The organism is Colwellia ponticola, from assembly GCF_005885605.1.
Classification (GTDB): domain Bacteria; phylum Pseudomonadota; class Gammaproteobacteria; order Enterobacterales; family Alteromonadaceae; genus Colwellia; species Colwellia ponticola.
Map to the genome: position 1 here is coordinate 65,390 of NZ_SZVP01000008.1, position 26,983 is coordinate 92,372.

General features: G+C 38.7%; 20 protein-coding genes and 1 tRNA gene. 12 read left to right on the forward strand and 9 right to left on the reverse strand.

What is annotated here, in order from left to right:
* Positions 1-101 precede the first annotated feature (101 nt).
* On the forward strand, positions 102-644 hold the full coding sequence (locus FCS21_RS09790; RefSeq protein ID WP_138622874.1) for a TrmH family RNA methyltransferase: 543 nt from the start codon (positions 102-104) through the stop codon (positions 642-644).
* An 11-nt stretch (positions 645-655) separates the two neighbouring features.
* Here FCS21_RS09790 and FCS21_RS09795 read toward each other — a convergent pair whose 3' ends face one another.
* From FCS21_RS09795 to FCS21_RS09810, 4 genes are all read right to left on the reverse strand, one after another.
* The gene (locus tag FCS21_RS09795; protein ID WP_138623010.1) at positions 656-1,267 is read right to left on the reverse strand and encodes a 3'-5' exonuclease; all 612 of its coding nucleotides are present in this window, start codon (positions 1,265-1,267) and stop codon (positions 656-658) included.
* Between the two features lie 135 nt (positions 1,268-1,402).
* Complete coding sequence (locus tag FCS21_RS09800) at positions 1,403-1,888, reverse strand: LEA/WHy family protein (protein WP_138622876.1); 486 nt, start codon at positions 1,886-1,888, stop codon at positions 1,403-1,405.
* Positions 1,889-2,122: 234 nt separating this feature from the next.
* Positions 2,123-3,271, reverse strand: coding sequence for an L-threonine dehydrogenase (gene yiaY, locus FCS21_RS09805; RefSeq protein ID WP_138623012.1), 1,149 nt, complete (start codon positions 3,269-3,271; stop codon positions 2,123-2,125).
* A 637-nt stretch (positions 3,272-3,908) separates the two neighbouring features.
* Positions 3,909-6,503: a TonB-dependent receptor gene (locus FCS21_RS09810; protein WP_138622878.1), complete on the reverse strand. Its 2,595-nt coding sequence runs from the start codon at positions 6,501-6,503 to the stop codon at positions 3,909-3,911.
* Positions 6,504-6,822: 319 nt separating this feature from the next.
* On the opposite strand from FCS21_RS09810, the gene FCS21_RS09815 reads away from it, so the two are divergent.
* Entirely contained in the window at positions 6,823-7,803 is a 981-nt protein-coding gene (locus FCS21_RS09815; RefSeq protein WP_138622880.1) for a transposase, read from the forward strand.
* Between the two features lie 352 nt (positions 7,804-8,155).
* Here FCS21_RS09815 and FCS21_RS09820 read toward each other — a convergent pair whose 3' ends face one another.
* From FCS21_RS09820 to FCS21_RS09830, 3 genes are all read right to left on the reverse strand, one after another.
* Positions 8,156-8,434 (reverse strand): peptidylprolyl isomerase, encoded by a 279-nt coding sequence (locus FCS21_RS09820; RefSeq protein WP_138622882.1) that lies wholly within the window; start codon positions 8,432-8,434, stop codon positions 8,156-8,158.
* Positions 8,435-8,556: 122 nt separating this feature from the next.
* Positions 8,557-8,641, reverse strand: a tRNA-Leu gene (locus FCS21_RS09825).
* A gap of 275 nt (positions 8,642-8,916) precedes the next feature.
* The gene (locus tag FCS21_RS09830; protein WP_138622884.1) at positions 8,917-9,555 is read right to left on the reverse strand and encodes a TetR/AcrR family transcriptional regulator; all 639 of its coding nucleotides are present in this window, start codon (positions 9,553-9,555) and stop codon (positions 8,917-8,919) included.
* A gap of 183 nt (positions 9,556-9,738) precedes the next feature.
* On the opposite strand from FCS21_RS09830, the gene FCS21_RS09835 reads away from it, so the two are divergent.
* From FCS21_RS09835 to FCS21_RS09845, 3 genes are all read left to right on the forward strand, one after another.
* Positions 9,739-10,851, forward strand: coding sequence for an efflux RND transporter periplasmic adaptor subunit (locus tag FCS21_RS09835; RefSeq protein ID WP_138622886.1), 1,113 nt, complete (start codon positions 9,739-9,741; stop codon positions 10,849-10,851).
* Between the two features lie 19 nt (positions 10,852-10,870).
* Positions 10,871-13,990 carry an efflux RND transporter permease subunit gene (locus FCS21_RS09840; protein WP_138622888.1) on the forward strand — a complete coding sequence of 1,040 codons (3,120 nt, stop codon included), beginning with the start codon at positions 10,871-10,873 and terminating at the stop codon, positions 13,988-13,990.
* Between the two features lie 180 nt (positions 13,991-14,170).
* Positions 14,171-14,671: an RDD family protein gene (locus FCS21_RS09845; protein ID WP_138622890.1), complete on the forward strand. Its 501-nt coding sequence runs from the start codon at positions 14,171-14,173 to the stop codon at positions 14,669-14,671.
* A gap of 95 nt (positions 14,672-14,766) precedes the next feature.
* Here FCS21_RS09845 and lptG read toward each other — a convergent pair whose 3' ends face one another.
* Together lptG and lptF are read right to left on the reverse strand one after the other, a co-directional pair.
* Complete coding sequence (lptG, locus tag FCS21_RS09850) at positions 14,767-15,834, reverse strand: LPS export ABC transporter permease LptG (RefSeq protein ID WP_138622892.1); 1,068 nt, start codon at positions 15,832-15,834, stop codon at positions 14,767-14,769.
* Positions 15,834-17,015, reverse strand: a complete 1,182-nt coding sequence (lptF, locus tag FCS21_RS09855) for an LPS export ABC transporter permease LptF (RefSeq protein WP_138622894.1) — start codon at positions 17,013-17,015, stop codon at positions 15,834-15,836. Before lptF ends, lptG begins: the two co-directional genes overlap by 1 nt.
* 217 nt (positions 17,016-17,232) lie before the next feature.
* Between lptF and pepA the strand changes: the two genes are divergently transcribed.
* The 7 genes from pepA to FCS21_RS09890 all read left to right on the forward strand — a co-directional run bounded on the left by pepA (position 17,233) and on the right by FCS21_RS09890 (position 26,971).
* Positions 17,233-18,738, forward strand: a complete 1,506-nt coding sequence (gene pepA / locus FCS21_RS09860) for a leucyl aminopeptidase (protein WP_138622896.1) — start codon at positions 17,233-17,235, stop codon at positions 18,736-18,738.
* Between the two features lie 138 nt (positions 18,739-18,876).
* Positions 18,877-19,332, forward strand: a complete 456-nt coding sequence (locus tag FCS21_RS09865) for a DNA polymerase III subunit chi (RefSeq protein WP_138622898.1) — start codon at positions 18,877-18,879, stop codon at positions 19,330-19,332.
* A gap of 75 nt (positions 19,333-19,407) precedes the next feature.
* On the forward strand, positions 19,408-22,293 hold the full coding sequence (locus tag FCS21_RS09870) for a valine--tRNA ligase (protein ID WP_138623014.1): 2,886 nt from the start codon (positions 19,408-19,410) through the stop codon (positions 22,291-22,293).
* Positions 22,294-22,770: 477 nt separating this feature from the next.
* Positions 22,771-22,980: a cold-shock protein gene (locus FCS21_RS09875; RefSeq protein WP_011041587.1), complete on the forward strand. Its 210-nt coding sequence runs from the start codon at positions 22,771-22,773 to the stop codon at positions 22,978-22,980.
* 261 nt (positions 22,981-23,241) lie between these two features.
* Positions 23,242-23,721 (forward strand): hypothetical protein, encoded by a 480-nt coding sequence (locus tag FCS21_RS09880; protein WP_138622900.1) that lies wholly within the window; start codon positions 23,242-23,244, stop codon positions 23,719-23,721.
* A 750-nt stretch (positions 23,722-24,471) separates the two neighbouring features.
* Positions 24,472-25,674, forward strand: coding sequence for a hypothetical protein (locus FCS21_RS09885; RefSeq protein WP_138622902.1), 1,203 nt, complete (start codon positions 24,472-24,474; stop codon positions 25,672-25,674).
* A 154-nt stretch (positions 25,675-25,828) separates the two neighbouring features.
* Entirely contained in the window at positions 25,829-26,971 is a 1,143-nt protein-coding gene (locus FCS21_RS09890) for a hypothetical protein (RefSeq protein WP_138622904.1), read from the forward strand.
* The last annotated feature ends 12 nt before the right edge of the window (positions 26,972-26,983 follow it).

Genomic DNA, 26,983 nt, shown 5'->3' on the forward strand with positions numbered 1-26,983 from the left:
AGCAAAGTGATTAAAACACCTATCATCTCATAAACCTATTCTAACATCCGTGTTAGCACATTATAATAACACATCACGCTTAGCAAAATAGAACTACACTCTTGAACATACAATTAACTAAAGAAGATCTAAGAAAAAACAAACCGACACGCGATGACTACTTAACTAAAGAAAAAATCCCTTTGATTGTGGTATTAGACAAGGTTACCAATAGCTACAACATTGGCGCTTTTATTCGTTTAGCTGATGCTTTTGCTATTGAAAAAGTGATTGTTTGCGGCGCACTAACCATATCCGATAAAAAGATGAAAAAGGCTTCACGAAATGAAGCAAAGTGGGTTTGCGTTGAATACAGCGATAGCACAACAACGAGCTTACAAACCTTATTAGCTGATGGCTACACACTTTACAGTGTTGAGCTTTGCCATGAGTCTGTTGATTATAGTAATGTTGCTTATCCGCCTAAATCGGTATTAGTCTTAGGTAATGAACGTAAAGGGGTGAGTGAGGAAGCACTGAAGTTAAGCCATCAACACATACATATCCCTATGTTTGGTATGGGCAACTCACTTAATGTTTCTACCGCTGGGGCGATTGTGTTAGCTGAATGTGCTAATCAAATTAGAAAATCACTACCCAGCTAAAATATGATGGTTTATCGATGATGAGCTAATACCTTGTTGATATTAGCTTTCGTTGCTTTAGACAATTTTTGTATTAACGAAAAAGGCACTTGCTCAATACCTGCACGTTGTTGAATATCATCTAGCATGGCTAGCCAAAGTTTGGCTGTCATTTCAGCGTCGAATAAGGCCCTGTGGAAACTGCCCTTTGAGACAATGCCTTTATAGTTAATCAAGGTGCCTAATTGATGGTTTGGCGCTGCTTGATATAAGCGCCGAGATAACAATAACGAACAAGCGAACTGCCCAGTATAACCTGACGAGATACGCTTTAACTCACTGTCTAAAAAGCGTTTATCAAACGAGGCATTATGCGCAACAAGGTTTTGACCTTGTATAAAGTCTGCAAAACGATGCATGACTTCATCACAAGGCGCTGCTTTACCTAACATTTGATTGGTGATACCAGTATAGTCTTCGATAAAATAGCTTATCGGCCTACCAGGGTACATAAGCTCTTGAAAACGCTCTATTACCACGCCATTTTCAATTTTTACTGCGCCTATTTCAATCGCTCTATCCCCTTTATCAGGCGAAAGACCAGTAGTTTCAAAATCGAGGATTATTAGAGAGTCTGCGTGCATAGCATTAATGTTCATCTACGTTAGCTATCTTTGTATTATCGTTGAGTGGTAAATAACTTAATGATCTTTAGATAATCAATGATTTGAGAATTAAATATAATTAAGAGCCTAGCGTTGTAGCTTAATCTTACATCACTATAGAGATTTATGAGCAAAGGGGATAAGCCCCTTTTCAATAATCGTTATCGTTGGTATCAAAGGAATATCGATATCCAAATCGGCTTTTAACTGATAGCTTACCTCTTGTCCTTGACTATCCATTAAAGCTTTTATCACTTTTATACCTGTTAATAAACTCGTTGATAAGGGCACAATAAAACGCGACTCACCATAAGCGCTTGCGGTAGGAATATTGTTGGCAACACCATGAGCCAAGGTACTTCCTGCTACACTCAATTGATAGCTAATACCGTTGAGCGGTAGTTCAAAATTATTGGGATTAGTTAACTTCAAACCTATTTCAAAGTTTTGCTCAAACCCTTTAGCCGGCAGCATTTTAAAAGAAATTAACTCAACACTAGGGTCTTGGTAATTTAATTGCATAGTGGCGCAACCAGACAGTAAAAACAGTATGGCGGTGATGAAAGAAAATTGTTTGGCGAGTGATTTAGCTATTATCATTTTGTATCCTTAAGAAGTTATCCCCCTAAATTTATAGTAAATGGGTAGTGATTAGTATATTTTTCTGTTTCTGTTTCTACTGGTTAAATTAAAGCATTATATAAATCACTAAATAACATTTATAGAACCGGCTGAGGTTAGATATTTTTTTGAAAAAAAAGCCCAAACAATCACTAAATTGTTCGGGCACTATTTTTCTATAAAGGCCTACATGACAAGGCTCATAACAATGTTTTACATCGCAGCGCGGAAGATTTCACAAATTTCTTCATGGCTTGCTTGTTTAGGGTTAGTTAAACCACAAACATCTTTTAAGGCATTTTCAGCTAACAAGCTAATATCATCAGTTTTAACACCTAAAGCCTCTAATCCTGCTGGAATACCTACTTCTTTAGCTAAAATTTCAATTGCCGTAATGGCAGCATTAGCGCCCTCTTCTGCAGACATTGCGAGCACATCAACACCTAAGCAGCGCGCTATATCTTTTAAGCGCTCAGGACATACTTGCGCGTTATAACGTTGCACATGAGGTAGTAATACCGCATTACACACCCCATGAGGTAAGTCGTAAAAACCGCCTAATTGGTGAGCCATAGCATGTACATAACCTAGTGAAGCATTATTGAACGCCATACCTGCCATAAACTGGGCATAAGCCATTTGCTCTCTAGCGGCTACATTTTCACCATGTTCAACCGCGGTAGGTAAATTAGCCTGAATTAACTCAATTGCTTTTAATGCCACTGCATCAGTAATAGGTGTAGCACCGGTAGAAACATAAGCTTCAACAGCATGAGTTAGCGCATCCATCCCCGTTGCCGCCGTTAACGAGGCAGGCATACCAATCATCAATGATGGGTCATTAACGGAAAGTACTGGCGTCACGTGTTTATCAACAATGGCCATTTTCACATGACGTTCTTCATCCGTTATGATAGCAAAACGTGTCATCTCTGACGCCGTACCTGCGGTAGTATTAATGGCAATTAGCGGTAGTTGTGGTTTAGCCGATTGATCAATACCTTCATAATCGGCTAAATTGCCACCATTACTCGCCACTAAGGCAATACCTTTAGCGCAATCATGTGGTGAACCACCACCTAAAGAGACAACAAAATCACAGTTGTTTTTTTGTAAAATAGTTAAACCGGCATTAACATTACTAGTGGTAGGATTAGGCTGTACTTGATCATAAACAACACTAGCAATGTGATCTTGATCTAGTAAGTCAGTAAAAGACTTTACTACCCCTATTTTACTTAACACATTATCACTAACAATTAGTCCTTTTTTAAATCCCTGACCTTTAATATAGTTAATCGCTTCAGCTAAACTACCACTGCCCATCACGTTTAAAGATGGCATATAAAACGTTGAACTCATCATACTCTCCTTTGCTTTCATTGTGTTTTGATATTTATACGACTGTCTTAAAGATTAAACATACCGACCCGTACAACTGAGAAATTATATTCTATGATGAAAAAAAAATTTTGTGACCTTCTAGATCAAAGAACTGTTGATAAATCCACAAAAAACATACTGCACAACGAATTAACTAATTAACTAATTAACTAATTAACTAATTAACTATGCCAGCCATGAAAAGTCACACAATAATAGTAGGCGACTTATTGCTTTTTTAGTTTATTAAAACTCCTATTGATAACGTAAATTTGTTCTATTGAGTCATTTATCGCAACTATCCTTTAAAACATCAAATTTTAACCGAGTTAAAACGCTACTTCAAAATAGTATTAAGTTTACGTATTATAAATAAAAGATGTTATGCGCTATTGAAACATACTCAATTTATTATGGGTGGCACGATAAGTTTTCACGATAAGTTTTGTTATGGGTGGCACGATAAGTTTTGTGCGTTAATAATGTGCCAATTGGCTTTTTAGCCATATAAAAAATCCATAATCAAACTGGCTGATTATGGATTTATATACATATTAACAAGTCTTTACTAGCAATGACTTAACTAACCAGTATTATATTGATAATATTTTCCGCTTTAGAAGCTAAAAGACACTTTAGTGTAAAGGTAACGTCCTCGAGGGTTATGTACACCTGAGACATAACCATAAAGATCACCATCACCATCACCAATTGCAAATGGTGGCTCTTCATCAAATAAGTTATTTACACCAATAGATATTTTAGTAGAGTCTGTGATGCGATAAGCCGCTTGTAAATCAACTAAAACTTGTGAGTCAACCATTCTAGAAGTGTTGCTATCAAAGTCTAAATTACCATCAAAATCAATATCTGGTGTATCTTCGAACTCACCCACATAACTAATATTCATATTGATATTAAGCGCACCATTTTCCCAGTTAGTTGAAAACATCCAACGATGCTCTGGGTAGCCGTATTCACCAGTATAATCACGACCATCTTTTTCAAAGTTATTTTGGTATGCCCATTCTAAGTTGAATTTTAACAAACCTAATTCTTCAAGTGAATGGCTATAATTTGCAGATAAATCAATACCTGAAACTTCTTGTGATGATACGTTTTTAAATGTGCTATGTACTTTTTGTATCACACCTAAGCTTTGACCAGCTTGTGGTGCTAAACGAACACAAATAGTACTATTTTGATCATTACATTCGGCGCTATAAACTGGACCAAATGCTTCTGCGTCAATTTTGTTATCTTGAGTAATACTCCAAACGTCAACACTTAAGCCAAAATCAGCCACCGGCGCCCAAATAACACCAACATTCCAAGACTCTGACTCTTCTGCTTCTAAGTTAGGATTACCGCTAAATTCAATATTATAATCAAGTGCACCACAGTCTTGACCAGTGGCTGCGCAGCGATATGAATCAATAAAGAATTGACTTTTTTCTGATGGGCCTAAACCAATTTGTGCAAGTGATGGCGCTCTAAACCCTTGCGCCCATGAACCACGTACTGAAATCTCATCCGTTGGTGTCCAATGTAATGCAACTTTAGGGTTGGTAGTTGAACCAAAATCACTGTAATCATCAAAACGACCAGCTAATTGTAACTCTACGCTATCCACAACAGGGATTGAAAATTCTACATACGCAGCATATTGATCTCGCGATGCTGCAGCTGAAACTGATTCAGTACCAAAAATAAGACCTCGCTGAAATTGGTCATCAGGAATATCGCTTACATCTTCTTCGCGATATTCTATACCTGCCGCCATCATCACAACATCATCACCTAAACTAAAGGCTTCACCCGATATATTTGCATCAAATGAAGTCATGTGAGATTCACCACGACGCGTTAAACTGGTTGTTATGCGATCAATAACATCTGGATCGTTGATAACACCGCCAAATGGGTTGTAATTACCTGCATTAATTTCTTGTTGTAAGAAATCAGTTCTTACCCACCCTTGAGAACGGTCACCTGTTTGCATAGAGCTACTACGACCTTTTTGTACCGCAGTTTCCCAGCTCCAATCATTAATTTCACCTCTTAGACCCGCAACAAGACGTAACGTATCTGACTCGATACTCCATTGACGTGCACCCGCGTCAACCGTTCGATAGCGACCAATCTCAACGTCTTTTCCAAAGGGATTGTTTGGATGGCTTCCTGGCACGGTTAAGCCTGCATCTTCATCAAGTGGCGTTGGTGCCCCCGCAGAAATTGAATTATTATGCTGCACAGCAATTTCCATAAATGCTGTTATACCGGTATCAAAGTTATATTCAAACTGTGATATCGCACCCACCCTTTCTGAAGCTGGAGTAATATAACCATAAGGTCCATAGTCAAATAAGCAACTCCCACTAGATGTAGCGCTATCAGCAGGACAATCAGGATCGATTGTTTTAACACCATCAACATAAAAATAACCCGGGAAACCACGAGAAGAACGGAAATCTTCACCACCGTACGCTGTTTGATTAGCTGTACCTAAGCTACCCATTTCATTTGACGATAATGAGGTATTCTTAAAATAATCGATAATAACTGACGCACTACTTTTTTCGCTAACGGCTCCCCAGACAATACTTCCAGAGGTTTCTTCGTAGTTAGGGCCATCAGTGCCGCCATAACCTAAATTAACCTGTAATCCTTCAATATCTTTTTTCAAGATTATGTTCACTACACCTGCAACAGCATCTGAACCATAAATGGCTGATGCACCATCTTTCAAAATATCAATACGTTCAATTGCTGAAACAGGAATACTATTAATATCAACAAAAGAATTAGTGATACTCTCAGCAAAGGCACTAATAGCAACACGGCGTCCGTTAATTAACACTAATGTTGCATCTGCGCCTAAACCACGCAAAGAGACGGCTGCTGAGCCGTTAGCTGTGGAGTCTTGATTATTACCTCGAGTAGAAAATGTGCCATTACCTGCGACTGGCATTCTTTCTAAAAGTTGCTGTAAGTTGTCGTAACCCATGTTATCAATATCTGCGCGAGAAATTGACTGTACTGGTGATGGACCTTCAATATCAGTTCTCTTTATTCTAGAGCCGGTTACTTCAATTCTTTCAACCCCTTTTGCTTCATCGGCCGCAAGGCTATAAGGCGTTAAGCCAATAGTTGATGTGGCTAAAATTGCAAAGGTTAATAGTGATGGTGTAAATGGAATGTTATGTTTCATAATAAATCCTAAATCCTTTTTATTTTTTATTTTTTATTTTTTATTTTGATATTTAAAATATCAAAATAAAAAATAGCACGGATAAAATTGGTTAGCAAACAAACAGGAGATTGCAAAGTACAGCATTAAAAAAATTACACACTTATGCACTTAACTTATGTCGACTTTGTTCTTATCAAGCTGTTCTTATCAAGCCACCCATAATAACTTGCTCATGTTTTCAGGTTCTTATCAAGCCACCCATAATAACTTGCTCATGTTTTCAGTAACCAACTACACTTAATTCATCTACGTTTACTTTGTTCATTTGGTGATTATTATGCCTAAGCCTCGTTCTCAACAAATTAGTTTATCCGATACGCCGTATTACCATATTTGCAGTAGAACGGTACGTAAAGCTTACCTATGTGGTGTAAATGAAGAGACGGGCGTGAATTATGAGCACAGGCGCAATTGGATTGAACAGCGTATTTTTCAATTATCTCAGGTCTTCGCGATTGATATTTGCGCGCATGCGGTGATGCATAATCACTTACACTTGGTATTGCATGTAGATAGCGAACAAGTAAAAAAATGGACTACATTAGAGGTACTTACTCGCTGGCATAAATTATTTAAAGGCACACACCTAACGCGTCAGTATCAACATAAACATTCCCTGTGCACAGTTGAATTAGACATGGTTGAAGCAACAACACTTGTCTATAAACAGCGATTACTGGATATCAGTTGGTTTATGCGCACCTTAAACGAGCCTATTGCCAGGCAGGCCAACAAAGAAGATAACTGTACTGGTCATTTTTGGGAAGGACGCTTTAAATCTCAAGCCTTATTGGATGAAGGTGCATTACTGTCATGCATGGCCTATGTTGATTTAAACCCCGTCCGTGCAGGTATCGCCCCAACACCCGAACAGTCAAGCTTTACCAGTATTCAGCTGCGTATTAAAGCAGCGGTAAAGGGGGAACAACCCATAAGGTTATTAGCTTTTAAAGGTCATGAGCAGCAAGGCAACGCCAGTGGCATCCCTTTTAACTTAAAAGATTACTTGACCTTAGTTGATGAAACCGGACGTATGATAAGAGAAGATAAGTGTGGCGTAATTCATGCTAACACCATAAAAATGCTCTCAAGGCTACACATCAGTGAAGAAGGTTGGTTAAAGCTCACCAAAAATTTTGAAGGGATATTTACTGGCGCAGTAGGCACCGCAGAGCATTTGTGTGAATTTACTGAACATGTTGGCTTAAAACGTACTCACGGTATCACCAATGCGCAAGCCTGTTTAAATAGCGCTTAGCAAACAAAGCATTTTCAAACACAATACGGTTATTTCCATATAGCATCATCAACGCGCCTAAAATTTATGAATTGCCTGAAAATGGATGAACTAAATAATAAAATTACTATTTACTGACTAAATGAGTGTTATATATGAGCAGAAAATTGCCCTGCCAATGCTTTGTTATTGCTCAGAGTTATTATGGCTGGCACCGTTTTTTCTCAGAGTTATTATGGCTGGCACCGTTTTTTTTCCGTTTTTTGAGAATAGGACTTACTAGTAATGGTGTTGCAAGATTGGCTTTAACTCTCACTTATTTCGAAATCGGATGTTTAGTCAGATGTTGATTCAAAAAAATACTCGCTGTAAATTAAGTCCGATAAAGTACTTTAATAACATGCCAACCAAACTTCGTTTTAACCAGGTGAGGCGTTAATATTTCACCTTTGAAAGCAACTTTATCAAACTGAGGCACCATTTGACCGCGTTTAAATTCACCTAAATCACCGCCCTTCTTACCCGACGGACAAGTCGAATATTTTTTAGCTAAGGTTTGAAACTTCGCGCCTTTAGCTAATTGTTTAATAATATCTTCGGCTATTTCTTTATGTTTAACCAAAATGTGCAGTGCGTACGCGGTATCCGCCATGTAAAAACCTTTTTTAATACTGAGCAATAAAACTGAGGAATACTCAAGCCAATGTGGGCTGTTAGTATAATCTTTTGGGCATAAAAAAGCCCCGACTCTTTCGAATCAGGGCTTTATAATGTTGGTACCAGCGGTCGGACTCGAACCGACACGTCTTGCGACAGGGGATTTTGAATCCCCCATGTATACCAATTTCATCACGCTGGCATAGGCTTTACGCCCGTTTTGCAATTTGCAAAGAAGTCTTTTTTCACTGTAAAAACTGACTTCTTTGTAAACTAATTACTATTAATTAACTTAGCAAATACTGACTAATTACCATCATTATTCTTTGCTGACATTTAGTAAACTAGCATCGCAGCGTTAGCTGCAAACTAAGAGGTGGCATTATACGAAACTTATTTCAGTTAGCAACAGTTTTTTCACCAGTTGGCTGATAAAACCTTAACTGTTGCTTGATTACACTATTTATTGATTAAAAATCAAACTCGATGCGCCTTTAAAAAAATATCCACCGCCTGAGCCACTTGCTGGCTTATTTCTTCATCGCCAACTTTTTTATTAGGTAGTAATAAGCTGCGCGTATGTAATGGCCCTTTGGCTACTTCCAGTAACATTTGTGCACTAAAGTGACAATTTTCAATGGTTAATATTTTTTGTTCATTTAGCCATGACAAATAATCGACTAGCGGTACAACACCGGCCATTAAGCCGGTTTGATTGATCATCTCGCCCAGCTCTGGAAATTTAACCACCTGTTGTACCACTAAACGAAACAGCGATATTAATTCTGGCGAAAGCATACCTTGAACAAACTTAAAGCAAACTTGGTTAAGTGCTTCTTTTACATCAATATCCCTATTTATTAACGTTAACGTTTGTGATTGTCGTGTTACTTGTCTTTGCACAACAGCCATCAACAAGCCTTGTTTATTACCAAATTCATCATAAATAGAGCGCCTTGAACCGCCCGTTTGGCTAATAATCATGGCTAATGAAGTTTCATCAAAACCTTGATGATAAAAAAGATCTTGTGCCGCATCTAAAATCAACAGCCCTCTTGGACTAATTTTTTTTGCATCTACCGTTTTTGTGATATTTATAATGCTGTTACTAACCATGTAATATTACTGCTATTAAAATTATATTGTTGACTTTGGTACTGTATAGTACCAAAGTATAGGCCACTGTATAGCAATTGATTTATAGCTCAGCTAAAACCAAACTTTAGCGTAGGGATAACTCTGCCTTTTCTTCGGTGAAAAGTACTCTGTACCTGGCAACAAGCACTTAAAGGAAACCATATGCGTGCGTTTTTATATATATTTACCGCCTGCTTTATCACCCTAATTCTCTCTAGCTGTAATGAGCCTGCTAAAGAAGTATCTCAAGCTATTCGTCCTATAATGTGGAAAAAAGTAGATATATCTCCATTTGAGCAAATACGAACTTTATCGGGCATTGTCGACCCCGTTGAGGCAACAAAGTTAAGCTTTGAAGTACAGGGAAAAATTCAACAAATAAAAGTGAATTTAGGTGAAAAAGTCGTCAAAGGTCAAGAACTAGCACGTTTAGATCAACGTAACTTTAGTTTAGGACTACAATCAGCTCAAGCACAATATCAGCAAGCAGAAGCCACGTTAGTTGATGCTAGAAATACTCATCAACGGTATGAAAAATTATTAAACCAAGGCGTGGTATCACAATCAGGTTTTGATAATGCCAAAGCGACTTTTGACGCCAGTAAAAGTGCTGCTGATGTTGCTCAAGCACAGCTAGATATTGCCCGTAAAAATTTACAAGACAGTATTTTATTATCACCTTACGATGGCATTATTACTAAGCGTTTATTTGAGCCTTCTCAACAAATATCTGCTGGTGAGTCACTGTTTGAAATTGAAGGTAATCATGGTCTTGAAGTACATGTCATGGTGCCTGAAACCCTGATCAGGGAGTTACGAAAATTTTCTATTATTCCTATTACTTTCCCTGTATTACCTGAGCTAACCATGCAAGGGAAAATTACCGAAATAGGTACTCGTGCTGAATTTGCGAATGCTTTTCCTGTCACCGTGGTTTTACAGGGGGATAATCCTCAATTACGTGCAGGTATGACAGCAGAAGTCGCGTTTTCTTTTGCTGGTACCGGTAGAACCGGTCATAAAGGTGATGTTTTTCGCATACCTGCCACTGCATTAAGTGCAGGGTTAGCGCAAAAGGCCTATGTTTTCGTCTACCAACCCGATACTCAACAACTAATAAAAACCGAAGTACAAACAGAGAATATTTTCAACAATGAAATATTTATCTCCGCAGGTTTAAAACCAGGCGATATTATTGCTACCGCAGGCGTCGCCTTTTTACGTGATGGTCAACAAGTTAGTTTAATCGATAACAGCATTCAACGCTTTAATTAGCTTAGTACTTGGAACCTTCATGAATATTACTCAACTTGCTTTTAACTATCGAAAAAGTGTCTTTTTAATTATTGGCGTGTTACTCGTCAATGGTTTTTTTGCCTATTTCACCTTACCCGCGCAAGAAGATCCCACCATTACTATTCGTGAGGCTATTGTTAGCACGTCTTTTCCTGGTATGGCGCCAGACAGAGTAGAACAGCTCATTACGCAAAAACTAGAAGAAGAAATTCGTAAAATACCGCAAGTAAAAGAAATAAAGTCGAGCTCCGCCACCGGTATATCTATTATTCACGTAAAAATTTACGACCGCTACTTTAACCTTGACGATATTTGGCAAAATCTACGTAATAAAGTAGCCGCTGCGCACAGCAGAATGCCATCAGGTACTCATACACCTTACGTAAATGATGAGTTTGGTGATGTTTCTGTCGTTACACTAGCCTTAACCGCTAATGGTTTTAACCTAGGCGAAATGTATGATATTGCCCAGCACATTCGCGACACCTTATATGGCGTTGAAGGCACTAAAAAAATTGAAATATTAGGTCGTCAAGAAGAGCGCATTTTTTTAGAAGCATCTAATGCAAAGCTGGCTCAGTTAGGTATTTCACCACAATCACTTATTGAAGAACTACAGAAACAGAATATTGTTCGCTCTGGCGGTGAAGTCAACACTGGCGCTCTGAGTTTTATTGTTGAGCCATCAGGTAATTTCAACAGCCTAGCTGATATTGGTGATACTTATATTAATATTCCCAACAGTGAAGATTTTATCGCGCTAAAAGATGTGGTAACACTGCGTCGTGACTTTATCGACCCGCCCGATAAAACAGCCTATTTAAACGGTCAATCGGCGATATTTTTTGCCATTTCTATGCTGCCCGAAAATAACCTTTTAGAATATGCGCCACGGGTATTAGAAAAAATTAATACGATAGAATCAAGCTTACCTATTGGTTACAACTTAGAGATTGCCACTTACCAAGCTGATCAGGTCGCTAAAACCATTAATGGTGTTTCTGTTAATGTATTACAAACTTTAGCCATAGTGCTAGTCGTGGTTATTCTATTTTTAGGTTTACGCACTGGTTTAATTGTTGGCGCTATTGTGCCTTTTGTTATGTTAACCACCTTAAGTATCATGCAATTTAGTGATATGAAACTTGAACGAATGAGTTTAGCTACACTAATTATTTCTTTAGGCTTATTAGTCGATAATGGTATTGTTATTGCTGAAGATTTTAAGCGTCGCTTAGAAGATGGTATAGATCGCTATAATGCCATGCTACAAGGCAGTAAAGAGCTTGCTATTCCGTTATTAAGTTCATCTGTTACCACTATTTTATTCTTTTTACCCTTAATGTTGGCAGAGCATGTTGCTGGTGAATATACCCGCTCTATCTCATTGGTTATCCTAATTACTTTACTGACTAGTTGGATACTCGCTTTGTGTGTTACACCGCTGCTGTGTTATTTTTTTATTACTCTGCCTAAAGATCAAAGCGCTACAGATAAAAGCGCTGACAACCAAGGTTCAGTAAAACAACACAGTAAATTTTATCATTACTATGAAACGTTTCTGCATTGGTTACTTAAACATAAAGCGCTATTTTTAAGCGCTATGTTAGTACTGTTCATTGGTTCAATAATCTCGATGAAATATGTCGCCAAGCAGTTTTTTCCTGATTCTGATCGCACTCAAATTCTAGTCAATATTGACTTGCCTAATGGTACCTCGTCCAAAGAAACGAATCGGCAGATGAAAGATATTTTCAAGTGGTTAGAAGATGATACTCGTTTTGGTTTTATCGACAGTTATTCTGCTTATGTTGGTTTTAGTGGGCCACGCTTTGTGATGTCACTAAACCCAGAAGATCCTGCGAACAATAAAGGTTTTATGGTGTTAAATGTTAAAGACGATACCGATATTAGCGCTACGGTATTAAAGCTTGATCAACAAATTGAGCATGACTTCCCTAACGTGTCGGCGCGAGTTAAAAAAATGTTTCTAGGCCCTTCAGATTCAAGCACCATTAAAATTCAAGTAAAAGGTCCTGACAAAGACGTTATCTATAAGAAGGCTCAGCAGATCATGGCGGTATTGCACGATATCCCTAATACCCTTGATATACGGACCGACTGGGAGAACTTAATCACTAAAATAGATGTACAAATAGATCAGCATCGTGCGAAACGCTCTGGTCTGACTTCTGATGAAATTGCTCAAGCGCTAGAGGGTTACTTCTCTGGCTCTAAAATTACTGAGTTTCGAGAGGGCGATAATATAATTCCTGTGGTGTTACGTGCAGAGCAAGTAGAACGTCAAAGTCTAGACAGACTAAGAACGCTTAATGTGTATTCGCATAAAACAGGGCAAACCGTGCCCTTATTTCAAGTGGCAAACTTAGCGCCGTATAATCAATTTTCCATTATTCATCATGAAGATCTATTTCGTACCATTAGTATCCAGGCCAGAAATACCGATATGGCTGCAGAAGATCTTAAGTTAGTGATTGATGAAAAAATTCAAGCTTTAGCGACTGATTTACCGATTAATCATCACATTGAATACGATGGCGTAATTAAAGAGTCACGTGATGCTCAAAAAGCGCTAGGTGCTAGTATGCCGATAGTATTAGGATTGATATTAATATTATTAGTGGCTCAATTTAACTCGTTTAGACAGGCAGCCGTGATCACATTAACTATTCCGCTTTCTTTTATCGGCGCTGTACTTGGCTTATTTTTAATGCAAGCACCTTTTGGCTTCATGGTCACATTGGGCTTATATAGTTTAGCCGGCATTATTATTAATAACGCTATTGTATTGCTCGATAGAATCAAAATTGAAATTGCTTCTGGAAAGTCTGATTATCAAGCGGTAGTAGATGCGTGCTTAACACGGTTACGCCCTATTGCTATGACCACCATTACCACGGTTATGGGCTTATTACCGTTAATACTGGGTAATGACCCACTGTTTTACGGCATGGCTAACGTTATCGCCTTTGGTTTAGGCATAGGTACAATTTTAACCTTAGCGGTAGTGCCAGCGCTGTATTGTGGTTTATATAAAATCACTGATACGCGTAGTATTTCAGAACCGCTTAACCAAGCTCAACCAAACCGAGCATAATTAATAATGCGTTAATTACACTTAACAATTGACCTAAGCGACAAGTAAAAAGCCAGTTTCTATAAAGAGAAATTGGCTTTTTTGTTTATAGAGTCGTTAACAGTGATACTCAATGACGGTAAATGTTGTTAAACTGCTGAGCATATTTTACCTGTATAAATTTATTATAAAGAAAATTCAATGACTGATACTACTGCTCTAGGTTTCCCCCGCGCTGGTTTTAGACGACGCTTTGGCTCATGGATTTATGATCTGTTAATTATAATCGCTATTTTCATGCTCTCTGGTTACCTATGTGTAGCACTGTTTGTTGCCTTAGATTCAGTGGGATTAATTTCAATTGCCCGCAGTGGTTTTGGTATTGACTGGAATGCTTCACATGTGGCTTATAAAGTCGCTTTTAATGCTTGGTGTATTGCTTGGGTTTGTCTGTTCTTCATTTATTTTTGGTCTAAAAAAGGTCAAACTCTGGGCATGAGAGCATGGCGTTTACGCGTACAAAACCTTGATGGTTCTTTATTATCTAAAACAACGGCAATTAAACGCTTAGTGCCGACGTTATTAGGCTTAGGTACCCTGTTGGTTATAGTTGATCGCAAAAACAAACTGAGTTTACAAGATAGAGTGACCAATACCGAAGTAGTGGTATTATCACTAGAAGCAAATAGAGGACGCTTATAAAGCAGCTGATTGCATTAGGCAGTAGCGAATAACGCCCTGCCTAATGGCCCTTCTTTTCTCTTTCTGCCATTGAAGGAAAGTAAGAACAGGGATTACTAGGTTGTTTTTTTACTGATAAAGTACCAAGCAACACTAACAAAAATTAAGCTCGGCATTATAGCACCAAGTATGGGCGGTAATTGATATACCAAACTTAATGAACCCAGTACTTCGTTAGAGATAAAGAACAAAATCCCAGTAAAAACGCCCATCATAATACGCGCCCCCATAGACACTGAGCGCAGTGGTCCAAAAATAAATGACAGTGCTACTAACAACATAACCGCCACAGTTAATGGCTGCATTATTTTTCGCCAAAAGGCTAACTGATAACGACTAGAGTCTTGTTCATTAGCTTGTAAATAATCTAAGTAATCAATCAGGCCTCGTAAAGAGAGTGACTCTGGCGTCACCGTTACCACCCCCAATTTTTTAGGGGTAAGTGATGAACTCCAAAGTTTTTGCTGATGGTTTTTAGTAATAATTTCATCGTCAGTTAAGACAAACTCTTCAACATCTTTTAATAACCAGCTCTTGTTTTGATAAATAGCACTCTTTGCCGACAACCAACTATCAATTTTCAACTGTTCATTAAAACCATAAATTTGTACTTTCTTTAATTGGCCTTTATCCATTACCTCACCAATGTTGACAAAGTAATCGCCATCTTTAGCCCAAACACCGTTTTTAGCGGCAATTAAACTACCGCCAGAAATCGCTTGTGCGCGAATTTCACGTGCTTTTGCCTCACCACTTGGGGCCAACCATTCGCCAATAGCCATACTGATAATAATCAATAATATAGCCGTTTTCATCACTGACTTAATGATATCTAAGCGTGATAAACCGGCTGCTTGCATAACAATAAGTTCACTGTTACTGGCTAACATACCAATGCCAATTAAACCGCCAATCAGCGCAGACATAGGGAAAAAAACTTCTACATCACGTGGCACAGCATAAAGTACATATAATGCGGCATGTGCTAAGTCGTAATTACCTCGACCAATAGCACGCATTTGTTCAACAAACTTAATGATGCCACTGACACTGACAAACACAGCAAGGGTAATAAACGTAGTAGAGGCAAGTACGCGGCCAATATAAAAATCTAGAATACGCATTAGCTTTCCTTGCTCTGACTAAGTTCTTTAGCCATAGCTCTTTTAGTCGATTTTCGTTTAAACTTAGGAAGTTTTGCTTTGATTATTCGCCCACTACTGCGCTCTTTCATTAACAACATTGCGCCGATAAAAATAGCACTAATATGTACTGGCCATAAGCCAATAATGCTCGGAATGGCATTTTTTTCTATCGCTGAGCGCATTGAGGTTAATAACAATAAGTAGCCTAAAAATAACATTAAGGCGGGTAACATTTTGGCAAATTTACCCTGCCTTGGATTAACGACGCTTAATGGCACCGCAATGAAAATAAGAATAATACAGGTCAGTGGAAAAGCTATACGCCATTGAATAGTCGCACGATAGGCTGACTCTAACTCAGGGGGCACATTATTATATAATTCAATACTAGGTAAGGCACTTAATTTACGGTGTTGATGCTCAACTTGCTGATCTTTAATTTGTATATAGTATTTGTCGAAGGCAACTGATTGAAACTCTTTAGTTTTAATGTCTCTGTGATAGCGAATACCATTATCAAGTACTAATTGCTGTGAGCCTTGCTCGTTTTCAAAGACCTTACCTGTTTTAGCGTATACCAAGCTAGAGTTAATAATACTGGCATCAATGTTATCGCCTTTAGGTAATTGGGCAACAAACACTTTATTAAAACTGTTGGTTTCTCGGTCTTTATCGTGAATAAAAACCACCGCGTCTTGATTGCCGGTTTGTTGGAATCGACCTGACACTAAAGCGCTTAAGCCTGAATCGGCAGCAAGATCTTCTTTCACTTTATATTCATATTCTGAAGCAATAGGCGCAAGGTATAAGGTAAAAATACCGGTCAATATTGCGGTAACCACCGCTAGTACTAAGGTCACTCGCACTACGTACCATTCACTTACACCACAAGCATGTAATACCGTCATTTCACTGTCAGCATAAATACGCCCATAAGCGAGCAATACCCCTAAAAATAAACTTAAGGGTAAAATAAAACCAGCAAGATCAGGGATTTTTAAGGCAATAAAGGTCATTACCAATTGTCCTGGTATACTACCTTCTGAGGCATCACCCAATACACGGACAAATTTTTGACTGATAAAAATAGTCATTAACACAAAAAATACTGCTAATTGCGTTTTGGCGACTTCTTTTAATAAATAACGAAAAATGATCACAAAAAGATCCCGTAAAAACTTAGTTTTTTTCTGACATAAAGGCAAATATTGAGTAAACTTGTCGTTTTGATAAGTAAACTATATAGTCTATGACTAACGAATATTGATGAGTGCGAGTATAATTATAGCCCTTAGCGATATCAATTGGATAGACAAGAGTGCTATTTTTTACTTATTTTAGCAATAAATACCTTATTAAATTGTAAAAGGAAAAGTCATGGAGTTCAGTGTAAAAAGCGGCAGTCCAGAAAAACAACGTAGTGCTTGTATTGTTGTCGGTGTTTTTGAACCACGCAGACTTAGCGGTACAGCCGAACAGCTTGATGAAATTAGTGAAGGCTACATCAGCAACCTTTTACGTAAAGGCGATTTAGAAGGTAAATCAGGACAGATGTTATTATTACATCACGTGCCTAATATTTTAAGCGAACGCGTTTTACTGGTAGGTTGTGGTAAAGAAAGAGAGCTGGATGAACGCCAGTATCGTCAAATCATTACCAAAACAATTAACACCTTAAATGAAACAGGCTCAATGGAAGCAGTCTGCTTTTTATCAGAGTTACACGTTAAAGGGCGTGATATTTACTGGAAGGTACGCCAAGCCGTAGAAGCCGCACAAGATGGCTTATATAGTTTTGATAGTTTAAAAACTCGCAAAGCGGAGCCACGTCGCCCGTTGCGTAAAATTATTTTTAATGTACCAACGCGCCGCGAACTTCCTATTGGTGAACGCGCGGTAACTCACGCATTAGCGATAGCTGAAGGGATTAACACCTGTAAAAATGTGGCTAATATGCCGCCTAACATTTGTAATCCCGCCTATCTTGCCGAGCAAGCTAAGATTCTTGAAAATGATTATGACAACATAACCACAACCATTGTTGGCGAACAAGAAATGGAAGAGCTAGGTATGGGATCATATTTAGCGGTTGGTCGCGGTTCAGTCAATGAATCATTAATGAGCATTATTAAATATGACGGTGCTGATGATGATTCAAAACCACTGGTATTAGTGGGCAAAGGCTTAACTTTTGACAGTGGTGGTATCTCATTAAAACCAGGCGCAGGCATGGATGAAATGAAATACGATATGGGCGGTGCAGCCGGCGTATTAGGGGCTATGCATGCACTAGCTCAGTTACAATTACCCATTAATGTTATTGGTGTATTAGCTGGCTGTGAAAACATGCCAAGCAGCAATGCCTATCGCCCTGGCGATATTCTAACCACTATGTCTGGTCAAACCGTTGAAGTACTTAATACTGATGCTGAAGGTCGTTTAGTGTTATGTGATGCGCTGACTTATGTTGAACGCTTTAACCCTGATGCCGTTATTGATGTCGCTACCTTAACAGGTGCTTGTGTTGTTGCCTTAGGCGCACATGCAACAGGTTTATTAAGTAGCCATAATCCACTAGCTCATGAATTATTAAATGCTTCAGAGCAAAGTGGTGACAGAGCATGGCGCTTACCATTATGGGATGATTATCAAGAACAACTTGAAAGCCCATTTGCCGATATGGCCAATATAGGCGGTAAAGAAGCGGGTACAATTACCGCGGGATGTTTCCTCGCGCGTTTTACTAAAAAATATAATTGGGCGCATTTAGATATTGCTGGTACTGCATGGCGCAGCGGTAAAAACAAAGGCTCCACCGGTCGTCCGGTAAGTATGTTAACGCAGTTTTTACTTAATCGTTCAGGCCAAGAGCAAGGCGAGTAAAGCCTGATAAGTCATTATCAACAGAAAGCGTGTAAATATTAACCCCGAGTAGTTAACTATTCGGGGTTAAACGCTTAAAATAGACCTGAAAAATAATTAAGCAAATGCTGATAAATTAGTAAATCAATAGGTAAAAATATGCAAAGCCAAGTAATGTTTTATCTACTTAACGATGAAGATCAAGCTGACGAGGCTGGACAAGATAACCGCTCTGCTATTTATCATGCGTGTTTGCAAGCTAGTCATTTTTATCGACAAAATCAGCGTGTTTATATTTACACACAAGATCAACAACATGCTGAACAAGTCGATGAAATGCTTTGGGCCTTTGATAGTGATAGTTTTGTTCCTCATAATCTTGTTGGTGAAGGTCCAAAACAAGGCGCGATGGTAGAAATAGGTTTTCAAGCACCACAAGGGCGTCGCCCTGTGCTGATTAACTTAACCAGTACTGTGCCTACTTTTGCTAATCAGTTTCAATTTATCGTTGATTTTGTACCCAGTGATGAAACACTAAAACAACAAGCCAGAGAACGTTTTAAAACCTGCCGACAATGGGGGTTTCAAGTAGGCAACCAAGCAGTAGCCAACTGATTTTAAGCAGAAAAATAACAGACAGATTTTAAACAAAACAGTGAACAACTATTTAACCTATTACCGGATAACATGATGGAAAAAACCTTTAACCCTACCGACATTGAACAGTCTCTTTACACTAGCTGGGAAGAACAAGGTTACTTTAGCCCTACGGGTGAAGGTGACAGTTACAGCATTGCTATTCCGCCACCCAATGTTACCGGCAGTTTACATATGGGGCATGCTTTTCAGCAAACCATCATGGACACGCTTATTCGTTACCAACGTATGCAAGGTAAAAATACCTTATGGCAAACGGGTTGCGATCATGCTGGTATAGCGACACAAATGGTCGTTGAACGTAAAATTGCCGCTGAAGAAGATAAAACTCGCCATGATTACGGTCGTGAAGGCTTTATCGATAAAATTTGGGAATGGAAAGAAGAATCTGGCGGCACTATCGGTAAACAAATGCGCCGTTTAGGAAACTCTATTGATTGGACTCGCGAACGCTTTACCATGGACGACGGTATGTCTGAAGCTGTTCAAGAAGTCTTTGTACGCTTATTTGAAGACGATCTTATTTATCGCGGTAAACGCTTAGTTAACTGGGATCCTAAATTCCACACTGCTATTTCAGATTTAGAAGTAGAAAATAAAGATAAAAAAGGTCACATGTGGCATTTGCGCTACCCGTTAGCTAACGGCGCAAAAACAGCCGAAGGTCTTGACTATTTAGTGGTAGCCACCACTCGCCCTGAAACCATGTTAGGTGATACCGGTGTTGCGGTTAATCCTGAAGATCCACGTTATAAAGATTTAATTGGTAAACAGGTTTTGTTACCGCTAGTTAATCGCTTAATCCCGATTGTTGGCGATGATCACGCTGATATGGACAAAGGCACAGGCTGTGTAAAAATAACTCCTGCCCATGACTTTAACGATAATGAAGTAGGTAAACGCCATGCTTTACCACAAATCAATATTTTTGATAAAGACGCTGCAGTACTAGCAACCGCTGAAGTTTACGATACTAAAGGCGAAGTATGTGATGCATACGACGGCGCATTACCAAGCGAATTCGCGGGAATGGACAGATTTGTTGCCCGTAAAGCTATCGTTGCTAAATTTGATGAATTAGGCTTGTTGGTTGAAGTAAAAGACCATGATTTAGTTGCCCCTTACGGTGATAGATCAGGGGTGATTATTGAGCCACTACTAACGGATCAATGGTATGTGCGTGTTGAAAAGCTCGCCGGCCCTGCCGTTGACGCAGTAAAAGATGGGCAAATTGAATTTGTACCTAAGCAATATGAAAACATGTATTTTGCTTGGATGAACAATATTCAAGACTGGTGTATTTCCCGTCAACTTTGGTGGGGACACAGAATCCCAGCTTGGTATGACGAAAGCGGTAAAGTCTATGTGGGTCGTACTGAAGAAGAAGTACGTGCTAATAACGATATAGCTGCAAACATGACGCTACGTCAAGATGATGATGTACTTGATACTTGGTTCTCCTCTGCCCTGTGGACGTTCTCAACATTAGGCTGGCCAAAAGACACTGATGATTTAAAAACCTTCCACCCTACTGATGTATTGGTAACGGGTTTTGATATTATTTTCTTCTGGGTTGCGCGCATGATCATGATGACCATGCATTTTAACAAAGATGAAAATGGTAAAGCACAAATACCTTTCAAAAAAGTTTACATGACCGGCCTTATCCGCGATGAAAATGGCGATAAGATGAGTAAATCAAAAGGTAACGTGGTTGATCCTCTTGATATGATTGACGGTATTTCTCTTGAAGATTTATTGCAAAAACGCACCGGTAATATGATGCAGCCACAATTGGCTAAAAAAATTGAAAAGCTAACGCGTAAAGAATACCCCAATGGTATTGAAGCGCACGGCACTGACGCCTTACGCTTTACCTTAACCTCTGTTGCTACCACAGGTCGTGATATTAGCTGGGATATGAAACGCCTTGAGGGTTACCGTAACTTTACTAATAAGTTATGGAATGCCAGTCGTTACGTGATGATGAATACTGAAGACTTTGACTGTGGTCGCTCTTCAGCTCAACAGCAAGCTGGTGCAATGGAGTTTTCACTAGCCGATCGCTGGATCATAGGCCAATTTGAACAAACGGTAAAAACGGTTCATGAAGCCTTTGACACCTATCGCTTCGATCTTGCATCACAGGCCCTGTATGAGTTCACTTGGAACCAATTCTGTGACTGGTACTTAGAGCTAACAAAGCCGGTATTATTCCCTAAAAATGAAGAACAGGTCAATGAGGCACAACAACGTGGTACTCGTCATACCTTAGTTAATGTTTTAGAAGGATTACTACGCTTAATGCATCCTATTATGCCGTTTATTACTGAAACTATTTGGCAGCGTGTACAACCATTAAGTGACTTTGTTAAAAAAGGCGATTCGATCATGATTCAGGCATTCCCTGAATTTGACGAAAGCAAATGTGATCAACAATCTATAGATGATTTAGAGTGGGTTAAACAATTTATTATTGCCATTCGAAATATCCGTGGTGAAATGAATATACCGCCAAGTAAAGAATTACCGGTATTACTAAAAAATGTGAGCGACAACGATCAACGTCGTTTAACTGAAAATGAGCAATTCTTAAGTTCACTGGCCAAACTTGAAAGCATTACCGTATTAGCTCAGGATGAGCAAGGTCCAGCGTCTGCATCAGCATTAGTCGGCAATTTGTCGGTACTTATTCCGATGGCGGGTTTAATTGATAAAGCGGCTGAATTAGCACGTTTAGATAAGGCCATGGAAAAGCTTGAAAAAGACGCGGCGAAAACACGCGGTAAGCTGAGCAATGACAGCTTTGTTGGTAAAGCGCCCGCGGCAGTGATTGAAAAAGAAAAAGCAAAATTAGCCGAAGCAGAATCTGCATTAGTGAAAATGCAAGAACAAAAACAGCAATTAGCTGAACTGTAATTTCAATACAAGTAAAAAAGCAAAAAAAACAATAAAATATGACGGTGTCTCGACCAAACCGTCATATTTTATTATCTTCATCAAACAACAAAGCATACTATTCACTCAGCTTTTCCTCATTAGATTGATTTAAACAAAGAAAACTTGAACTAATACTATTTTTTATAAAGCAAATTAAAAACAACTATGCTAGACTGTTTTTGCGTTGAGTTTTTGCGTTGCAGATGAAGGGTTATACTGAATTTTGTTGTAGGTTTTCTATCTGATGCACCTAGTGTACTGATATACTGATTATTCTACACAAGCAGATTTAAACAATGCAAACTATTGTTTGAAACAATGATTGTGTCGAATATGGTTTGTTACCTTCCTCTTCCTGTACTTTTTGGTAGAGGGCACTTACTCGGGTGAAAACGGTTTCTACCCATTTGGGGATAGAACCACATTATTATTTTATGATTACAGGAAAATGTTAGTATGTCTGATACAGTTACTGGTAAAGTTAAATTTTTCAACGAAACTAAAGGTTTCGGTTTTATCGAGCAAGAAAATGGTCCTGACGTGTTTGTACACTTCAGCGCTATCTCTGGAGACGGTTTCCGTACTCTAGCTGACGGTCAAGCAGTTACTTTTACTGTTAAACAAGGTCAAAAAGGCCCTGAAGCAGAAAACGTATTAGCTGTATAAGTTTATCTTATAAAGCTACTCTTTAAAAACGAAGCATGACTTATCATCCTTCGTTTTTTTGTGCCTAAAATTTGTCAACTGACATTTTAAATACCCTCACAACTACCTCAAACTTCTAAACACTTAAAAAACTTCAAACGACTTCACCGTATAGTTATAGCTTTCATTGTGGTTACAAAAAATAACACTTTACACTAGTATTATTTTCTTTATTATAATACTAGCAAAACTAAAATATAATTAAAATATGGGTATAACAAAATGATTATTAAAGAAAAAAATACAAATAAAGCATTAAAAAGCAAGGGTAATGTTATACACTTTAGAAGAAATATAACGACTGCTTTAATAACGAGTAGTTTACTATTTGCTTGTGGTGGTAGCAGTGATGACAATGGTGATAACGGTGTCATTACACCTACGTCAATGAATATCAGTGGCGCTGCTTCTAAGGGACTAATTTTAGGGGCAAATGTTAACGCGTACTTAATCAATGATGATGGTACTAAAGCGGATACGCCAATAGGCACTACAACAACTGACAACGCAGATGGTAGTTATAAGTTAGAGCTGGGTAGTGATTATAACGACAAGGCATTCATTATTGAAATCACTGCTGCCGATGGTTCACAAATGAAGTGTGATTTATCAGTGTGTCTTGCTGGTGATGATGCTGAAGCTGAGATTACTTTTGGCGAGCTTTACACCTTACCAGACAACTTTAAACTATCTGCAGCTTGATCAGGCTCAGGTGATATTTCAATTAATATCACGCCACTCACTAATATTGCCGCAGCGTTAACATTAGATAAAGTAGCCAATGGAGCTAAACCGACCGATGCTACCACAGCGGCTAACGCTCAAGTTGGTAACCTGTTAGGTTTAAATAGCGATGTAACTAAATTATCTATCGTTGATTTAACTGATGCCACAGCAATTAAAGCCGCTTCTAGCGAAGCACTTAACGCTAATTTAAAAGCCGCAGCTATAGTTGAAGCAGCACTTAAAGATAGTCCTGCTGGTACTAGTTTAGAAGGCGCCTTAACAAGCTTTGTTAGCCAATATGTTAATCAAAGTGGCGTTGCTCAAACTGAAGGCGCAGGCGTTAATACTCCAAGCATTTCTTTAGAAGAAATAGCTGCAGCAGCACAAGCACTAACCGATAAAGTCACGACCCTTGAAGGTATCAGCGCTGAAGATAGCAATATAGCCTCTGTTAAAACAAGCTTACAAACGCAAAAAGACGAAGCCGCAGCGGGTTCAACGCAAGCGTCTCAAGGTGATGTCCCTGATGATATTGGCTCAAAAGGCTTAGTTGCGACTAAAGCATTTGTACAACAAGTCAGTACGTTTAACGTAGCAACTGATCTAGACGCTGCGAATACTTTCAATACAGAAATAGAGTTAGCAACTGACTTAGCCTCGAGCGATTTAGCGGCAAGCTCAGAAGCGCTATCTTTAGCCGCTAGTGCTATTGCTGAAGCGGTATCGGTGAATAACGCAAAACCGACGCCAACTTATACTTATAACGGCAAAGTGACTGTCGCTATTAGTGGCACAGGTAATAACGCCACTTACACGGTAGATCAAGATATTAATATTACCGAAGATGCGTACCTCGCAGAGCCTAAAACCACGAAAACAACCGTTAAGCTAGTTGCTGTTGTTAATGAGTTTAGCGATACTATTGTAGATACAGACACTGAGACAGGCAACGGTTACCAATGGAGATCACAAGGCGATGCCAGTATCAATATCGCATTATCTGGTAAGGTATCCACTGATAGCATTACGATGGCGGTTAACGACGGCTCTAAAGTTATCGCTGCACTGAGTGTCGATGAAGAAGGGAGAGAATCACAGACCACTAGTTGGAGTGAAGAAGATTCTGGCCTACTTAAAGTCACTGGTGTTGATGCTGCCTTAACCGTTACAATTGCACAAGTGGCTAGCACTGAAGTAACCGATCCTATTTCATTTGAAGGTAAACTAGCGCTTGCTGCTGAATTATTATCCATGCAATATAATGAAAACAATCAGTATGAAAGCAGTCAAAATGGAGATAATTATACTAGTAGTAATACTGACCAAGGTAGTGAAACAATTAGTGTTGATGGCTTAACGGCCTCGTTATCGGGTAAGTTTAGTAACAGCGCTAACAGCTTAGAAGCCTCAGTAGCATTAGCTGTTTCTGGCTTTAAAGAAACGTGTAGCTGGAATAACGAGTGGACATATACCCCAGCTACTGGCCATAGCGATGATTGTAGCTTACCTGATGAAACTGCAGAGCAATATGCCTCAGCTTCTATTAGTGCACGTTTATCATTCGATGTTGACGGTATTGAAGATGATGTAGCTCTGGTCGCGGATATTGAGCGTACTGGCTTAGAAAGCGGTATTGCCAGTATTGACTTAACCTATGGCGGTAAGCTACTAGATTTTGACTTTAATACTAATGATATTGTCGAAGTAGTAGGTGTGACAGACACGACAACGACTATCAAAGGAACGTTAACAAATCACAATGGCGTTATTCTTACGGTAACCAATGTTGAAGTAGATTATGAAACGGGTAGTGATAAGGCTGACACCTCAGTGACTACAGGCGTTATCTCGGTTGAAGGTGAGCAGTTTGCTACGGTGAGCGATAACGGTATAGTCACCTTTAGTGATGGCACTTTTGTTAGCTTATAGATAATAAACTTAGCTAAACTATCTAAATTAAAGGGAGGTTAATACCTCCCTTTTTTATGCACTATGGTTGATAACTGTTTATCTGATTCACCTTAAATTAACACTTATCGGCTTGCCGAGTGCATCGTAATAAATAGATTAATGGAATGTTTTTATGGTAACCAAATACTCGTTATCTTTAATACTGTTGTTTATTATTTTTATAATGAGCTTAACAATAACTACTGCTTACTCTCGTGAATCAATTAGAGTTTTACCTGATAAACAACATCAAACTTATAGTACAATTGACTCAATTAGTTATAGTGAAGCAATGCCGATAAAACAATTGTTTAATGATTTAGAAGGCCCTGAGATAAAAGATGGCGACTTTGCTTACACCCATAACCAAGTTGAACTAGGTCATCGCTGGGGTGCATTTGAGCTAGCCGTTTTTTGGCGTTATGATTATTTTCTTACCTTTACCCCTGATACCGCTTGGCTATTTTATTTAAATAAAAACAAAAAATCATATAACACAGCGACTGCTAATCAAGCTGGCCTTGAGTTAAAAGACTACAATATAGATTTAAACGCAAACCATATCCAGTCGCGAGGCGCTGCAATTGGTTACACTTTTGATTTACTCCCTGAGCTAGCAGTAAAAACGCGACTTAATTATTTTCATTCTGGCGACATGACCTATGGCTCGCTAAGCGGCAATGTAACCGCCTCAGCCGATGATTATCAAGGTACACTTTATTTAGATTACGCCTATAAGCACGATAGTTTATTAGATCGAGAGGAAGAGTCTATTCTTGGTCAGGGTGTTGGTATTGATATTGATATTTTTTGGCAGTTAACAAGCGAGCTATCTTTATATATGCAAGGTCGTGATGTATTTAGCTATATTGATTGGCATGACGTTACTTACACTAAAGCTAAAGCCATAACTGATCGCGTGAGTTATGATGAAAATGGTTTAATTCATGTTATCCCTAATATTTCTGGTACAAGGGGTTATCGTGATGAAATTCAAAGACTACCCAGTCGTTATTTATTTGATCTAAATTATCAGCTAAAAGACTGGCAGCTAGCGATGCAATGGTTTCGTTACGACAAGTTTAACTTTCCTCGTGTAATGCTGGGGACTAGGGAAAGAACTGTAGATTGGCATGTGGGTTACGACTTTAAAACAAATGCTATAGAAGTAGGACTTGAACATAGTAATGTAAGCTTTAAGGTAAAGTCTGACCAATTAGACATAAACAAAGCACATGATTTTTCACTAGGTTTGAGTATTAACTATGTAATCTAGTTTTGTTATCAC

What these genes read in the sequence shown, in the direction of transcription:
- yiaY (WP_138623012.1), bottom strand. Translation starts at nt 3,271, where the DNA reads ATGAGTTCAACGTTTTATATGCCATCTTTAAACGTGATGGGCAGTGGT.
- FCS21_RS09810 (WP_138622878.1), bottom strand. Translation starts at nt 6,503, where the DNA reads ATGAAACATAACATTCCATTTACACCATCACTATTAACCTTTGCAATT.
- FCS21_RS09830 (WP_138622884.1), bottom strand. Translation starts at nt 9,555, where the DNA reads ATGGTTAGTAACAGCATTATAAATATCACAAAAACGGTAGATGCAAAA.
- FCS21_RS09845 (WP_138622890.1), top strand. Translation starts at nt 14,171, where the DNA reads ATGACTGATACTACTGCTCTAGGTTTCCCCCGCGCTGGTTTTAGACGA.
- FCS21_RS09815 (WP_138622880.1), top strand. Translation starts at nt 6,823, where the DNA reads ATGCCTAAGCCTCGTTCTCAACAAATTAGTTTATCCGATACGCCGTAT.
- FCS21_RS09840 (WP_138622888.1), top strand. Translation starts at nt 10,871, where the DNA reads ATGAATATTACTCAACTTGCTTTTAACTATCGAAAAAGTGTCTTTTTA.
- FCS21_RS09800 (WP_138622876.1), bottom strand. Translation starts at nt 1,888, where the DNA reads ATGATAATAGCTAAATCACTCGCCAAACAATTTTCTTTCATCACCGCC.
- FCS21_RS09890 (WP_138622904.1), top strand. Translation starts at nt 25,829, where the DNA reads ATGGTAACCAAATACTCGTTATCTTTAATACTGTTGTTTATTATTTTT.
- FCS21_RS09795 (WP_138623010.1), bottom strand. Translation starts at nt 1,267, where the DNA reads ATGCACGCAGACTCTCTAATAATCCTCGATTTTGAAACTACTGGTCTT.
- FCS21_RS09820 (WP_138622882.1), bottom strand. Translation starts at nt 8,434, where the DNA reads ATGGCGGATACCGCGTACGCACTGCACATTTTGGTTAAACATAAAGAA.
- FCS21_RS09875 (WP_011041587.1), top strand. Translation starts at nt 22,771, where the DNA reads ATGTCTGATACAGTTACTGGTAAAGTTAAATTTTTCAACGAAACTAAA.
- FCS21_RS09835 (WP_138622886.1), top strand. Translation starts at nt 9,739, where the DNA reads ATGCGTGCGTTTTTATATATATTTACCGCCTGCTTTATCACCCTAATT.
- pepA (WP_138622896.1), top strand. Translation starts at nt 17,233, where the DNA reads ATGGAGTTCAGTGTAAAAAGCGGCAGTCCAGAAAAACAACGTAGTGCT.
- FCS21_RS09870 (WP_138623014.1), top strand. Translation starts at nt 19,408, where the DNA reads ATGGAAAAAACCTTTAACCCTACCGACATTGAACAGTCTCTTTACACT.
- FCS21_RS09880 (WP_138622900.1), top strand. Translation starts at nt 23,242, where the DNA reads ATGATTATTAAAGAAAAAAATACAAATAAAGCATTAAAAAGCAAGGGT.
- lptG (WP_138622892.1), bottom strand. Translation starts at nt 15,834, where the DNA reads ATGCGTATTCTAGATTTTTATATTGGCCGCGTACTTGCCTCTACTACG.
- FCS21_RS09865 (WP_138622898.1), top strand. Translation starts at nt 18,877, where the DNA reads ATGCAAAGCCAAGTAATGTTTTATCTACTTAACGATGAAGATCAAGCT.